Annotated in this window: 11 protein-coding genes; 2 read left to right on the top strand and 9 right to left on the bottom strand. The window is 65.5% G+C overall.

All coding sequences use genetic code 11. The features are described from left to right. Nucleotides 1-106: 106 nt before the first annotated feature. From K1X11_RS11165 to K1X11_RS11145, 5 genes are all read right to left on the bottom strand, one after another. Nucleotides 107-2,623 (bottom strand): endonuclease/exonuclease/phosphatase family protein, encoded by a 2,517-nt coding sequence (locus K1X11_RS11165; protein ID WP_221032107.1) that lies wholly within the window; start codon nt 2,621-2,623, stop codon nt 107-109. A gap of 32 nt (nt 2,624-2,655) precedes the next feature. After that, the gene (locus K1X11_RS11160; RefSeq protein WP_221032108.1) at nt 2,656-3,972 is read right to left on the bottom strand and encodes a glycosyltransferase; all 1,317 of its coding nucleotides are present in this window, start codon (nt 3,970-3,972) and stop codon (nt 2,656-2,658) included. Nucleotides 3,973-4,016: 44 nt separating this feature from the next. Beyond that, nucleotides 4,017-4,685 carry an RNA polymerase sigma factor gene (locus K1X11_RS11155; RefSeq protein ID WP_221032109.1) on the bottom strand — a complete coding sequence of 223 codons (669 nt, stop codon included), beginning with the start codon at nt 4,683-4,685 and terminating at the stop codon, nt 4,017-4,019. A gap of 257 nt (nt 4,686-4,942) precedes the next feature. Then, nucleotides 4,943-5,512: a lipid-binding SYLF domain-containing protein gene (locus K1X11_RS11150; RefSeq protein WP_221032110.1), complete on the bottom strand. Its 570-nt coding sequence runs from the start codon at nt 5,510-5,512 to the stop codon at nt 4,943-4,945. Nucleotides 5,513-5,557: 45 nt separating this feature from the next. Continuing rightward, nucleotides 5,558-6,010 (bottom strand): hypothetical protein, encoded by a 453-nt coding sequence (locus K1X11_RS11145; protein ID WP_221032111.1) that lies wholly within the window; start codon nt 6,008-6,010, stop codon nt 5,558-5,560. A 483-nt stretch (nt 6,011-6,493) separates the two neighbouring features. On the opposite strand from K1X11_RS11145, the gene K1X11_RS11140 reads away from it, so the two are divergent. Together K1X11_RS11140 and K1X11_RS11135 are read left to right on the top strand one after the other, a co-directional pair. Then, nucleotides 6,494-6,955, top strand: coding sequence for a ferritin-like domain-containing protein (locus K1X11_RS11140; protein WP_221032112.1), 462 nt, complete (start codon nt 6,494-6,496; stop codon nt 6,953-6,955). Nucleotides 6,956-7,064: 109 nt separating this feature from the next. Continuing rightward, nucleotides 7,065-7,526 carry a PA2169 family four-helix-bundle protein gene (locus K1X11_RS11135; RefSeq protein WP_221032113.1) on the top strand — a complete coding sequence of 154 codons (462 nt, stop codon included), beginning with the start codon at nt 7,065-7,067 and terminating at the stop codon, nt 7,524-7,526. A gap of 80 nt (nt 7,527-7,606) precedes the next feature. Here K1X11_RS11135 and K1X11_RS11130 read toward each other — a convergent pair whose 3' ends face one another. The 4 genes from K1X11_RS11130 to K1X11_RS11115 are packed head-to-tail and all read right to left on the bottom strand — an operon-like array spanning nt 7,607 to nt 13,618. Further along, nucleotides 7,607-8,605, bottom strand: coding sequence for a sensor histidine kinase (locus K1X11_RS11130; RefSeq protein WP_221032114.1), 999 nt, complete (start codon nt 8,603-8,605; stop codon nt 7,607-7,609). Further along, a complete protein-coding gene (locus tag K1X11_RS11125; protein WP_221032115.1) occupies nt 8,605-10,740 on the bottom strand; it encodes a hybrid sensor histidine kinase/response regulator in 2,136 nt (711 codons plus the stop codon). The genes K1X11_RS11130 and K1X11_RS11125 overlap by 1 nt, the downstream gene beginning before the upstream one ends. Beyond that, on the bottom strand, nt 10,737-13,007 hold the full coding sequence (locus tag K1X11_RS11120) for an ATP-binding protein (RefSeq protein ID WP_221032116.1): 2,271 nt from the start codon (nt 13,005-13,007) through the stop codon (nt 10,737-10,739). Before K1X11_RS11120 ends, K1X11_RS11125 begins: the two co-directional genes overlap by 4 nt. Further along, nucleotides 13,004-13,618: a biliverdin-producing heme oxygenase gene (locus tag K1X11_RS11115; protein ID WP_221032117.1), complete on the bottom strand. Its 615-nt coding sequence runs from the start codon at nt 13,616-13,618 to the stop codon at nt 13,004-13,006. The genes K1X11_RS11120 and K1X11_RS11115 overlap by 4 nt, the downstream gene beginning before the upstream one ends. Nucleotides 13,619-13,660 lie beyond the last annotated feature (42 nt).

Below are 13,660 nucleotides of genomic sequence, written 5' to 3'. Positions count from 1 at the left end.
GACGGAAAGAGCGAGACACGATCGGGTCCAACCAAATGGGGGGAAGTTGGCTAGATGGCCGACGTTTGCATTACCCGCGGGGCGAGAGGAGCACGGAGGGACGGTTTCAAACGGCGGCGGTCGCGAATGCCGCGACGGTTGGCGAATCCGGCGACGAAGGTGGCGGCGTTTTGAGTTTCAGCTCGGCCACGAGCGGCAGGTGATCGGTGGCGGTGGCGGCGAGCTCGTTGCGGGGGATGGAGACGCTGGCGATGGCGAAATGGCGTGAGACAAAGATGTGGTCCAGTTGGCGCACCGGCAGCACGGACGGGAAGGTCGGCCGACCGACGTGGCGCGGGCAATGAGCCTGCACGTTGCGTAGACGTCGAGCCAAGGCGCGGTAGGAGGGGGAGCCGCCGGCGGTATTGAGGTCGCCACAAAGCACCACGGGTTCGGTGGCGGGCACCTGACCGAGTCCCTCGTCGCCGAGCAGCGCATGCGCCTGGGTGATGCGTTCCCAGCGAGTGAGGCCGAAATGGGTGCTGAGCACGTGCACCGGGGAGCCGTGGAAATCGATGATGGAGTGCAGCGCAGCCCGCTGCTCGAGGCTGCCTCGATGAGGCAGACGAATGGTGTGGGCGGAAAGGATCGGATAGCGGCTCAGCAACCCGTGGCCATAGGCGGCGCCGTCCCCCAGATCGAGGCAGCGACACCAGGCCGATTGCAGGCCGGTGCGAATGGACAGTTCGCGCAACTGGTCCTCGCCGCGAGAGCGGGATTGGCCGACGTCGAGTTCCTGCAGCGCAATCACATCGGCATCGAGGGTTTCGATCAGCCGGGCGATGCGGTTGGGCGAACAGCGTCCGTCCATGCCGATGCAGGAGTGCGTATTCAGGGTGGCGATACGCAGGGCGGGTTTCTCCTCGACTGGCTCGGCAGGCGCGGCAGGCTCGGCCGCGTCGTGCGTCCGGCGCGCGAACGGTGGGCGGGATCCGCCGTCGTCGGGGGAGAGGCGACCGAGGTGCGTGAGGGCCATGGCGCGCAATTCGCGCGGACGCATGGGACGATCTTTGACCGTCGGCCGCACGTGGTGCGGCAGCAGGAGGAAGGCGCCGGTTTCATCGAGCGACGCGCCGGCATGGGAGCCGTTTTCGTCGGCAAAGGTGTAGGACTCGCCGTGGGGTGTCCAACCGAGCGCGACGAGTTGGCCGCCGAAACGATGGTGGGCGAGCGCGGCAAGGTCGCGGGCGACGACCGGACGCAGGGCTTTGGCGTGCGGCAGCACATCGGCGTCGCGCGGAAGCTGATATTCCCCCCGGGCCGTGAGCCAGGTGACGGATTCGCCGTCGTCATGGGGCACGAGAATGCCGGGCAGCCCATCGGCGACGAGATCGGCGGCGAAGCGGCGCAGGTGGTCGGGTGGCAGGGTTTGCGCGAGGTATAGGTGGCCGACCGGTCCCATGGCGGCCAAGGCGAAGACCTTCTTTTCGAAGACCGAGAGTCGGGATCGTTCGGTGTCGCGAGCGAGGCGGCGTTCGGCCCGAGGGCCGCGGAAGAGGAAGGCGGCACTGGTGTGGCCCTGATTGGCGTCGGCGCGGGGAACGGAGGCGTTGGCGTCCGCGTCGGGCTCGATGCCGTGACGGCGAAGGTGTTTGCGCACGAGGGCATCGAGACCGCCGTCGACCTTTTTGCGGAAGGGGGTGGCGCGGGTCTGGCCGTGATCGGAAAAGATCCAGACTTCGTAGTCGCGTTGATCGGCGCGGCGGGCGGCGCGGTGCAGTTGGGTGATGGCGCGGTCGATGCCCTTGAGGGTCCAGTGCGCGAAAGCGGAGGACGGTCCGCGACGATGGGACTGCTCATCGTAGCCGAGGAAATTGACGTGGATGATGGGCAGGCCGCGGGCGATATCGACCTTGGCACCGAGGGTGATGAGTTCGCGCAGGCCGACGCAGACGAGGACGCGGGCGAAGACAAAAACGAGCTCGCGGGCGAGCGGTTGGCGGCCGGCGATGACGCCGCGGATCGCGTCCACGACGGCGAGCACGATCTCCACCGGCAACAGGGCGACGAGGCGCAGAAAGGAGCCAAAGTGAAGAAAGGCGAAGAGGAGAATGTTGCGCAGCTTGCCGGTGCGCCAGAGGTCGCCGAGTCCGATGCTGGCGCCACAAAAGTGGCTCTCTTCCTGGCTCGCGCCGCCGGTGTAGATGTTGGACCAAGAGCTGCCGCCTTTGAGCAGACCCTCGGCCTGGGCGGCGAGGTCGGCCTCGATGCGTTTGGCCGGGCCGGGTTGCATCATCTTCTCGATGGCATCGACGCGGTCGTCGAGGAAGCTGAAGGTCGGCACGGCGGCGGGTTGGCCGTAGTGCAACTCACCCTGCACGGCGGGCGTGCTGGAGGGGAGGCCTGGATAAAAGTCGTGCAGCTTGTAGCCACGGCGTTTGAGCAAACGGGCCAGGCCGGGGAGTTTTTTCTGGGCGAGGCCGCGTTCGAGTTCGTGGCGGGAGAGACCGTCGATCTGGATGAGCAACAGACCGGGTTGATCGCTGCCGGTGGTGGACTTGAGACCGGTGCGACGTGCAAACCAGTCGGCGCGACTGAACTTGCGGCGGAGGTAGCGGAGGTAGGTGTTGAGGCGGGCGAGCATGGTGGCAGGCGGGACGAACCGATGGATTCGGATCAGGAGGCCTCGGCCATCGGCTCGGACGGATGGTGGCTCAGGCGAGAGGTGACGGTGTTGATGGCGGCGCCCAACTTGTCGCCGAGGAGCCGCGTCTCGACGGCGATACGGTCGAGGAGGCGGTCCCAGATGTCGGGGTGCTCGGAGGAGGGCGAACCGCGGCGTTGCTCGATCAGCTGTTGATAGTAGTCGACGACTTCGGCGGCGGTATGCTGGCGGTCGAAGCGGGCGGCGGTGACGGTGGCTTCGGCGGTCCAGCGCTGGCGGGCCTCGTGGTTGCGCACGAGCTGGGTGAGGGCGCGGGCGTAGGCCTCGGTGGAGGCATCGGCTTTGAGCAGGCGACCGTTGCGGTTGTTGGTGACGACTTCACGCACGCCGGAGGCGTCGAGCGCGATCACGGGGTTGGCGGCGGCCATGGCTTCGGCGACGACCATGCCCTGAGTTTCGCTGTGAGAGGCGAAGGCAAACGCATCCATGGCGGCGTAGGCGTCGTGGAGGGCGCGGCCGGTTTGCTGGCCGGCGAAGTGGACGCGATGCAGCACACGGCGTTCGCCGAAGATGCGTTCCATGTCAGGACGGGACGGGCCGTCGCCGACGATGATGGCGTAGGCGTTGTCGTTGCGGCTGAGGCAACGGGCGAGGCCCTCGGCCATAAATTCGAGATTCTTTTCGGGGGCGAGGCGACCGACGTGGCCGAAGAGGATATCGTCGTCCTGCAGTTTGAGTTTCTTGCGCCAGCGGTCGCGGCGGCCGGAGGAAAGTTTGGCGGTGTCGATGCCGGTGGGGATGACGCGAATGGGCGTCGTGACACCGCGGGAGCGAATGAGGTCGGCGACGCTTTCGCTGGGCGCGATCACGCCTTCACAGCAGTTGGCGAAGCGGGTGGAGAGTTCGATCACGTAGTCGCGCAGCGCGGGTGAGTCGAAGGGCACGTAGTGGGTGTATTGCTCGTAGAGCGTGTGGTGAGTGAAGACGACGGGCACGCCCCGTTCGGCGGCCACGCGCAGGGCAGTATCGCCGAGCAGGAAAGGGTGGTGCGCGTGGATGAGATCCAGCTCGAAGTGGTTGAGGCGTTTGTTGAGCGCGGCTCCGAGGGGCAGGCGCACGGAGAAATCACTGCCGTTGAAATTACTGACGGCCGGCACGCGCTCGACGGAACGCTCGATGCGACGCGGGGCAGTGCCCTCGGCGAACTCCGGTGCCACCACCAGCACGCGGTGACGGAGACGGCGCAGATCCTCGAGCAAGGTCTGCGTCGAGCGAGCGACGCCTCCGACATGCGGCAAAAAGGTGTTGGTGAAGAGTCCGATGTTCATGGTGTGGGAAGAGGGGAGGGAGGGGAGGCGGAGGGGCCGGCGAATCAGCGACGATCGGCGACGAAGACCTCGCGGAAGGAGTCGGTGTCCTCGACATCGGGCATGCGCTCGGCGAGGTGGGTGCGGAGGTCGCGGCGAGCGCGGGAGATGCGGCTCTTCACGGTGCCGGTGGGCACGCCGGTGAGCTTGGCGATTTCGGCGTAGCTCATGCCCTTGCCGGCGCGCATCTCGAGCGGCTCGCGGAGGATGGGATCGATCTCGGCGAGACTCTCGCGGACGGCGCCGAGGAATTCCTCCTTGGTGGACTGTTGGCAGGGGTCGGGCTCGTCGCAGACGAAACTTTCGCCGATCGGGCTCTGGTCGGAATCCGGGGCCGTCCAATCGAGGGAGATGGTGTCCTGACGACGGCGGCGGAAGAAATACCAGTAGCGGTTGCGGGCGAGGTTGGTGGCGATGCGGTGCAGCCAGGTGGTGAGGGAGGCATCGCCGCGGAAACGACCGAGGGCGCGGTAGGCGCGGACGAAGGTGTCCTGCGTGACCTCTTCGGCATCGGTCTCGTCGCGGAGCATGTTGCGCACGTAACCGTAGATGCGGTCACGGTGAGTCCGGACGATCTGGGCGAAAGCGGATTCGTCGCCGCCTTGGAAGCGAGCCACCAGGCTGCGATCGTCGTTGGCGTTGGTGAGGGAGAAGGGGGAAGTGGCGATGTTCATGATGTTAGAAAGGGATGGAAGTTATGTCTCTATCATCAGGGGCCGTGCCGCTTCGTATGGTGTTTTGTAAGTAACTGAAATATAGGGTAATAAAAAACTGCTCGAATCTCGAGGGGGGGCCGAAAAGTGCAGTTTGCATGGGGGCGGGGATCGTGGTCGTGCGAAATGCAATTAGGCCCAACCGGGCCTAAAAAAGCCCCGTCGCTTTGGTCGCGACGGGGCTGGGACTAAGGGGGGAAAGGGTTAGGCGCGGCGGCTCAGTTCAGGGCGGCGTCCCGCCAGTATTTGGTGCCTTGGAGGGTGGCTTGGAGGGCGAGGCCGTTCTTGGTGAACTGGAACACCTCCACGGCGCCCTTGGGGTTGCCGGCGAGGCCGAATTGGCCGCCCTTGTCTTCCGACTTGGCGGCGGCGTCGGCTTGGGCAGTGAAGTCCCAGCCGTATTCGATGAAGTCGTTGAGTGCCTTCTCGTCGTAGAAGACGAACACGCCGCGGAAATCCTTCACGCCGAGGCCCAGGCCGAGACCGGCGGAGCCCATCTTCATGTAGGTTTCCTCGCCGCTGTCATCGACCACGAGGCCGTGACCACCGGCGAAGGAGGCAAAGATGACGTTGATGCCGACGTTGGAGAACACGGCGTAACCTTCGGCCTTCTTGATGCGGCCTTCGGCTTGCGGGGCGAGTTCGTAGAGGTCGGCGAGGACCTCGTCGCGCATGGCGCGGATCTCGTTGCGTTCATCTTCGATATCGGCGGCGCGCACTTCCAGACTGAGGAGGCCGACGAGGAGCGCGGCGCCAAGGCCGCGGAGCAGTTTGGTGGACAGGTTCATGATGTGGGTGGGTTGTAGTTTAATAAAGAATACGAAGAGCGGGCCTCAGGCGTTGGTCTCGATGGCGGTGACGCTGCCGTCGCGGAAGGTGACCCGGAATCGTTCGTCGACGTTCTCGGAATAGATCGATTCGGAGACCGGCACGTAGGCCACGCGGTAACCGCCGATGAGGCTATCGCGGGTCACCACGCGGCGATAACCGACGAAGTTCTCGCCCTCGTATTCACGGGAGTAGGACGCATAAATCCAGGTGGACGTCTGGCCGTCGGCGGTGACGGTCGAGCGTTTGTCAGACGGCTCGCCCAGATCGATGTAGACCATGTCGGGGGTGTCTCCGATATGGATCTCACCTTCTTCCAGTCGCTGTTTGGTTTCGACGGGAAGGGAGTTGAAGACGTAAGCCTTTTCCTCGGTGCGTGACTCAAAGGACGCGCAACCGGTGGAGAGCAGGAGGCCGGCCGCGGCCAGCACGGGAAGGAGGGTGCGAGTGGTATTCATGACGACCCGTTCGACCGCGACGGATTGAATCTGGTTCTGCTGCGGCTGGCACCGGATTGAGTCGCGGCTTGCAGAATGCGATCATCTGCGCGGGCCGGCTTTGCAATCTGCCCGAAAAATGAGGGCGCACGCGTCAGGGAAACTGCGCAGGAAGCAAAGTAACTCCTTTGCCGGACGGAGCTTGGGGTATTGCTGCCGTGGGGCTGAGATCCGGACACCGGTGGCGCGAAAAAATTTTTGTGGAACGGCGATTCAGAGGCGCATGCGTCGTGAAATGGCGCGGATTGCACATTGTCGATTTTGCCCAGAATTCGTCGCGCAAAATGACGGGGAGAGGGCGCCGCCATTTCCCCGGAAAAATTGGTAAGGTTCTCATGATGAGCAGGAAAAATGTTTGGTGGAATTCCTGGCACGGGGATCGCGACAGGGTGGGTAGCTGCGTCGGCGTAACCCCTGACGTGATGTTTAACCCATATCCAAAAAATGACTACAACCACCCTCACCACGATCGATACCCTCAATGAGCTGATCCAGGTCTGCCGCGATGGCGCCCAAGGATTTCATGCGGCAGCGGAAGCGGTCGGTGACTCCAAGCTCGAGCGCATGTTGTATGATCTGAGCGGCCAGCGGACCCGTTTTGTGGGCGAACTGCGCCAGTGTGTGCTGCGACAAAACGGTGAGCCTTTTGGCAGCGGCTCCTTGGGCGGCGCGGTGCATCGGGTGTGGATGTCGCTGCGCGATGCGATCTCGACCCGCAACGCCATCACGATCCTGGAGGACTGCGAGCGGGGCGAGGAGCTCGCACTATCGGCCTATCGCGACGGCTTGGCCACGCTCGTCGAACCGGACGTGGTGCAGGTGGTGCGGGCGCAGGCGATCGAGGTTCAAGTCTCCCACGAGCAGCTGCGCACGTGGCGTTACGAGCGCATGTGTCGCGCCAGCTGAAGCCTGCTGCGCCGAACCCCATTTTTCCACTTTGGGCGGACCCAGTGATCGAGTCCCGATCGCGCCGCCTGTTCTCACGAAACGCGAACCCCTCAACCCAACGATCCATATGAAAACCATCAGTGAAGAAACCGTCTCCACCCTCAACAACCTCATCGAAATCTGCTGCGATGGCGCCGACGGCTTCGGCGAAGCGGCCTCGGCCGTCGACCGTCCGGAGCTGCAGGAAATCTTCCGCCGCTTGAGCGAGCAGCGTCAGGGTTTTGCCCAGGCTCTGCGCACCTGCGTGCACCAGCTCGGCGAGGAAGCCGAAGACTCCGGCTCCATGGCGGCCAAGGCTCACCGTGGCTGGATGAAGCTGCGTGAGGCGATTACCACCAAGGACAACCACACGATTCTCGCGGAGTGCGAGCGCGGTGAAGACCACGCGTTGGCGGCGTATCGCGACGCGGTCGAAACCTTCATCGATCCCATCGCGGCCGACCTGGTGCAGCGTCAGTATGTCGAGGTGCAGAAGAGCCACGACATCGTGCGCGACCTGCGTGATTCGCCGACCTACCAGAAGGTCTGACGCGAACGGGCAATTATCGCCGAAAGCGCGAAACGAACCGTGGGGCGAAACCGCCCGGCGGGGCGTTTCGCGCTTTTGGTTTAGGCGCGGGGGAGGCGGAAGCCGAAGGTGGTGGGGGCTTCGTGGAAGACCTCGCCGTTTTGCAGGGTCGCGAGGCGTTGCACGATGGTGAGGCCCCAGCCCCGGGCGTTGACGAAGGAGCGGTGATGCAGCGGCACGAAGAGGCGCTCTCGATCGATGCGATTACCGGTGCCATTGTCGGAGACGCTGAAGCGCACGTGATCGTCGTCGGCCTGCACCCGGAGAGTGAGTTCCACCCCCGTCGGGTTGTGCTGCACGGCGTTGGCGACGAGTTCCTCCAGCATGCGCACGATCCAGGGCTGGGCCCCGCGCACGGCGGGTAGTTTTTCATCGATCGGCCAATGGGCGTGAGCCTGGCCACGGACGAGGCGCGATTGGATGAGATCGCGGAGCTCCCAGATGGCGTCGGTCGTGTCGACGGAGGTGAGGTCCAGCGGTTGCAGACCGGCTTTGAGCAGGAAGCCGATACGCACCAGCAGTTGTTTGAGTTCCTCGCCCGAGACGGCGATGGCGTCGACCAGCTCGCGGTCCTCGGGCTGCAGGGGCACGGACTCGTCCTGCAAGGTGGCCGCGGTGGTGATGACCGCGCCGAGGGGCGTCATAAAATCGTGCGTGAGTCGGCGTGCGATCGACTGCATCTGGCCGCGTTGTTCGGCGTTGAGGCGGGCGAGGCGCAGGATCTCGAGCACGGCCGCGGCGGGTAGCGCGGCCGAGAGATGGAAATGAGGCGCGGGCAGCTCGATGGATTCCGGGTCGAGCTCCCAGCCTCCGATCGTCAACGGCGGGTCGTTCAACGCGAGGCAGGCGGCGGGCTCGGAGGTGAGCACAAAGGCATCGGGATCGACCGGCACTCCGGCGAGGTCGGCGGCGGTATTGGCACAGTGAATACGTGCGGTGGCGGCGCCCCAGCGCGTGAGTTGCTCCGCAATCGGGGTGGTGGCGTCGGGGGGGCCGACGAGGAGGAAGGTGAAATCGGCGAGGCGGGCGGGGGCGGACATCAGGCAGAAGGGGCGGAATCGCAGCCGAGGTGTTCCTTCAGGCGGCGGAGGGCGCGGTCGAGCTGATCGATTTCAATCGGCTTGGTCAGGTGGAGGAGGAAGCCGTTGCGCTCGGATCGTTTGATATCCTCCTCCATGCCGTAGCCGCTGAGGGCGATGCCGACAAGGTCGGGCCAGTGTTGGCGCAGTTCGGGGAGGAGGGAGGAGCCATCGCCATCGGGCAGGCCGATGTCGCTGAGCAGGGCGTCGATGTGCCCGTGTTGTTCGACTTGGAGGGCCTCGGCGTAGGTGCCGACGGCGATGATTTCTAGACCGCGTTGGCGGAGTAAGCGACCCATCGTGGCGCGGGTGGGGGCGTGGTCCTCGACCAGCAGCATGCGGCAGGGCCGGGTGGGGGACGGCGCGGCTTCGGTAGGGGCGGCGGGCGTCGCAGATGGCGCGGGGGACGCGGTCGGGCTGACCGGCATGGGAGGTTCGGTGGCTGGAACGAGCGGCAGGCGGATGGTGAAGGAGGCGCCGCGGTCGCGACCCTCGCTGCTGGCGCTGATCGAGCCGTCGTGCATTTCCACCAAGGTGCGGGAGATGGCGAGGCCGAGGCCCAGACCGCCGAAACGATGGGAGGAGGAGCTCACGTGCTCGCCTTGGGCGAAGGCGTCGAAGACCGATGTTACTTCGGTGGGCGTGAGACCGATGCCTTCGTCGGTGATGATCAGTTGGACCTGCGGTCCGGTTTCGGGGGCGGCGGGCTCAACGATCTGGAGGGAGACGTGAATGGTGCCCTGATCCGGGCTGAACTTGGCGGCGTTTTTGAGCACGTTCCAAATCACCTGACGCAGGCGCACGGCGTCGCCGCGGAGGGGCAGCGAGGCGTCGGTCAGGTCGAGCTGCCACGTGACGCCCTTGTCGGCGAACTCAGAACGCACGATGCGGAGGGCGTCCTGCAGCACGGTGTGCAGGTCGATGTCCTGGCGATCGATCTTGAGTTTACCGCGGGTGATGCGGGTGAGGTCGAGCAGGTCGTCGATGAGGCGAGCTTCGAGGGCGACACTGTCGCGAATGGATTCGAAGTCGGCGCGCACCTCGGCGGGGAGGGATTCGTCGCTGGCGCGGGCACTGGCGGTGAGCAGGGCCGGGTTGAGCGGGGTGCGCAGTTCGTGGGAAAGGGCGGCGAGAAAATCGTCCTTGGCGCGCGAGGCGGCGAGGGCCTGGTCGCGGGCGGATTTGAGGGCGTCCTCGGTCTCGAGCTGGCGCGTGATGTCGGTGTTGGTGCCGAACCAACCGAGCACTTTGCCGTGGGGGTCGTGAATGGGGATGGCGCGGGAGAGGAACCAACGGTAGGAGCCATCCTTGCCGCGCAGGGGGAAGGTGTCCTCCCACTCGGAGCCGCGGGCCAGGCATTCTTTGAATTTCGAGACGACACGCTCGATGTGATCGGGGTGGTGGACGCTGCGCCAACCCCAGCCGCGCATCCCGTCGAGGGTGGTGCCGGTGTAATCGAACCACCGTTTGTTATACCAGAAAATGTAGCCGGTCTCGTCGGTCATCCAGGCGAGCTGGGAGATGTTGTCGGCGAGGTTGCGGAAGCGGGACTCGCTGCGGCGAAGGGCTTCCTCGGCGCGTTCACGTTGGGCGGTTTCGCGCTCGTAGTTGCCGACGGCTTCCTCGAGGTCGTCGTGCTTGCGTTGCAGCTCCTGACGGCTGCGCGAGATCTCGCGGCGGATGGAGGCTTTTTCGACGGCGTGGCGCACGGCGCGGCGCAGTTGCGGGGCGGTGATGCGCGATTTGAGGAGGAAGTCGTGAGCGCCGCTTTTGAGGAGGTCGACGGCGACGCTGGTATTGGTCGAGGCGGTGAGCATGACCAGGCCGCAGGCGTGATGACCATGGCGCTCGATGATGCGATTGAGCAGTTCGCGCCCATCCATGCGGATGAGGTCGATGTCCATGAGCACGCAGTCCGGCAGGCCGTCTTCGAGGCGTTCGAGGGCACGTTCGGCGTCGGGCACCTCTTCGACGGCCCATTGGCTCTCCTGTCCACGGCAGAGCAAACGCCGAAACTCGACGCGATCCTCCGGGGCGTCGTCGACGATGAGGACGCGGAGCGGAGAGGGGGGGGCGGTGGCGGACGGCGAGTTCACGACGGGACGGAGGTGGAGGGAGCGGAAAGGGTGAAGGTGAAGGTGGAGCCTTCACCGGGCGTGGAATCGAGCCAGATGTGACCGCCCAGGCGCGTGAGGATGGCGCGCACGATGGTGAGGCCGGCGCCGGCGCCGCCGCCGAACTCGTCGCGGGCGTAAAGGCGTTTAAAAATGCGGAAGACGGCGGGTTGGTCCTCGGTGGCGATGCCGACGCCGTTGTCGCGCACGTAGAACTGCAGCGGTTGGCCGGGCGTGGCGGGTTCGCGCCAACCGAGCTCCACCCACGGCGCGTCCTTGTCGTTATACTTGATGGCGTTGCTGATGAGGTTGGCGTAGATCTCGGCGAGCAGGACCGGGTCGCCGGAGACGGTGGGCAGGGGGCGGGGGACGCGCAGTTCGATCGGGCTCTCCTCGAGGCGCGCGGAGAGTTGTTCGCGGACGTGTTCGAGGGTGATATTGAGGTCGATGGATTCCGCGCACGGTTCGGCGCGACCGACGCGGGAGTAGTGCAGGAGGGCGTCGATGAGCAGCTCCATGCGGTCGCCGAGACGGCGGATGGTGTCGACCTTCTGGTTGGCGTCGGCGGTGAACTCGGTAGCGTGATCCTCGGCGAGGTAACGGGCGTAGTTGCGCAGGCCGCGGAGGGGTTCCTTGAGGTCGTGCGACGCGATGTAGGAGAAGGACTCGAGGTCCTGGTTGCGTTGCTCGAGTTCGACTTGAAGGCGCACGAGGCGTTCGGTCTGGCGGGCCATGCCTTCGAGCACCACGTGGCGCAGACTGCGGGCGGCGTCGCGTTCGACGAGGAGCCACGGGAGGGAGCGGTCGCGCACTTCCTCCTGCCAGAGATCGAAGGATTTGCGCGGGGTGAGGCGGTCGCCGTGCGGACCGGGTTCGACGGGTTTGGTGGGGTTACCGGCCCAGTTGACTTTCTGGACTTCGGGCAGGCGGAACCAGAACAGGTAGGCGACGGGATCGCGGCACAAGCGGGTGGCGAGCACGCCGCTGAGGGGCGCGAGTTGCGCGGCGAGGTCGGCGTCCCAATCGGCGGCACTGACGGTGGCGCTCACGCTGGTGTTGTGGTGCTCGGCGAGCCAACGGCCGAGGGCGAGCACGGCGTCGTCGGACGGGCAGTCGCCGAGCGGGTGGACCTCGCCGGCGAGCAGGAGGGCGGAGCCGGCGCACTCGACTTGGCCAAAGCGCGGGGCCGCGCTCTGCAAAGTGTCGGGCAAGTCGTGGTCTTCGTCCAGCGCGGTGACCAAGTGCTCGCGCGCCTCGATGAGCCGGCGTTCGTAGTGGGCGTAATCGGCGCGCTCCTTGTTGGCGGTTTGGAGGGAGAGAGTTCGGGCGAGGAATTCGCAGGCGATGCGGGCGCCTTGGCTGACGTAGCGCGGCTGGTAGTGGTGGCAGGCGAAGAGGCCCCAGAGACGGCCGTCGACCACGATCGATAGCGACATGGAGGCGGCGACGCCCATGTTGCTGAGATACTCGACGTGGATGGGCGACATCGAGCGGGTCACACAATGGCTCATGTCGAGCGGGCGGCCGGTGCGCGGGTGTTGGGTCGGCTCGAGCGGGACGGGCTGGTAGTAGATGTCGGGATTGAGCCGCACCGGCGAGCGGCGAAAGAGGTCGCGGGCCTGTTTGGGAATGTCGGACGCCGGGTAGTGCAGCCCGAGGTAGGTATCCAAATCTTGGCGACGGGATTCGGCGATGACGTGACCGGAGTCGTCGTCGGCGAAGCGATAGACCATCACGCGGTCGAAGCCGATGAAGCTGCGCACGGCATCGGCGGCGCGTTGGGAAAAGGCGGTGAGGGTTTCGGCCTCGGCCAGACTGTTGAGGGTGCGTTGAAAGCGATGCAGGGAAGGCGCGGATTCGAGGGCGTCGGCCGAAAGCCAGCGCTCGAGCTCGAGAATGAGCACACCATCGTGGCGATGCATCAGGGCCTCAAACTCCGGGCCCCCATCGCGGGCCGGCAAGGGGGAGAGGTAGAGGGGAGATTGATCGAGGGGCTCGTGGGCCAGCTCTTGTTGCCAGGTCTCAATTTGGGCGGACGAGAGGAGAGTGGAGAGCGCTTGGCCGAGCACGGTGGCCGGGGTGGCGTCGGGCAGGACGGTGGCGATGTTGACCGAGACCTGTTCGACGACCCAGTCGGGTTCGCTGAGGCAAAGGAGGACGGCATGCGCTTGGACCGAACCCGGGATGTGGATGGGTTCGCGGTCGCAGTTGGTGAGGTCGACCGTAGTGTTGGAGGGAGGGAGCGTCATGCGGTGGGGGGATCGCGTTCCGGCCAAGCGGCAGAGTGCAATCGGGAGGAGAAAAAGGCGAAGGTCGCGACGGCGCTGGCGGCGGCGGCGGTGGTTTCAGCGGTGGTCCAGGGTTGATGTTCGAGCCAAGCCATGAAGGCGCGCCAGCGGGCGGAGGCGGCGGCGGGACCGGAGCCGCTGAAGAAGCGGAGGGCGTCGGGGCTGAGGCCGGGAATCTGGGCCGCGAAGTTGCGGGCGAGCATCAGGCCGCCGAGGGCGGAACCCTCGACGACGTAAAGGCAGCCGGCTTGGTGGGCGGGAGAATCGAGGAGCGGAGCAGGTGAGTCAGCGACCGGGGTCGGCGGATTTGTCGGCGTGCGGACGGATGGCAGGTGGCACAGATCGAGTTCGAGCGCGGTGAGGCGCTCGGAGAGATCGTGTTGCCAGGAAAGGGCGGATGCTTCGGTCGCCGGGTCGTTTGGAAACAGAGAATAAAGTTCGGCGTAGAGATCGCGGTAGCTGGTCAGGAGGCGCGCATACGCCGCTGGCGTGCGGATGGCGGTGAAGCTACCGAATTGGGTTTCCAAATCGCGGTGGATCTGGGCGGTGGACTCTCGAAGGGTAGCGATCAAAGAAGGGAGGCGCGAAACGCTTGAGGCCCAAATTTACCGGCC

The organism is Actomonas aquatica (assembly GCF_019679435.2).
GTDB classification, from domain to species: domain Bacteria; phylum Verrucomicrobiota; class Verrucomicrobiia; order Opitutales; family Opitutaceae; genus Actomonas; species Actomonas aquatica.
This window is presented reverse-complemented; position numbering and strand designations above follow the sequence as displayed.

Excerpts from the sequence above, each read along its gene's own strand:
- K1X11_RS11120 (WP_221032116.1), bottom strand. The coding sequence starts at position 13,007 with ATGACGCTCCCTCCCTCCAACACTACGGTCGACCTCACCAACTGCGAC.
- K1X11_RS11165 (WP_221032107.1), bottom strand. The coding sequence starts at position 2,623 with ATGCTCGCCCGCCTCAACACCTACCTCCGCTACCTCCGCCGCAAGTTC.
- K1X11_RS11145 (WP_221032111.1), bottom strand. The coding sequence starts at position 6,010 with ATGAATACCACTCGCACCCTCCTTCCCGTGCTGGCCGCGGCCGGCCTC.
- K1X11_RS11140 (WP_221032112.1), top strand. The coding sequence starts at position 6,494 with ATGACTACAACCACCCTCACCACGATCGATACCCTCAATGAGCTGATC.
- K1X11_RS11155 (WP_221032109.1), bottom strand. The coding sequence starts at position 4,685 with ATGAACATCGCCACTTCCCCCTTCTCCCTCACCAACGCCAACGACGAT.
- K1X11_RS11135 (WP_221032113.1), top strand. The coding sequence starts at position 7,065 with ATGAAAACCATCAGTGAAGAAACCGTCTCCACCCTCAACAACCTCATC.
- K1X11_RS11130 (WP_221032114.1), bottom strand. The coding sequence starts at position 8,605 with ATGTCCGCCCCCGCCCGCCTCGCCGATTTCACCTTCCTCCTCGTCGGC.
- K1X11_RS11160 (WP_221032108.1), bottom strand. The coding sequence starts at position 3,972 with ATGAACATCGGACTCTTCACCAACACCTTTTTGCCGCATGTCGGAGGC.
- K1X11_RS11150 (WP_221032110.1), bottom strand. The coding sequence starts at position 5,512 with ATGAACCTGTCCACCAAACTGCTCCGCGGCCTTGGCGCCGCGCTCCTC.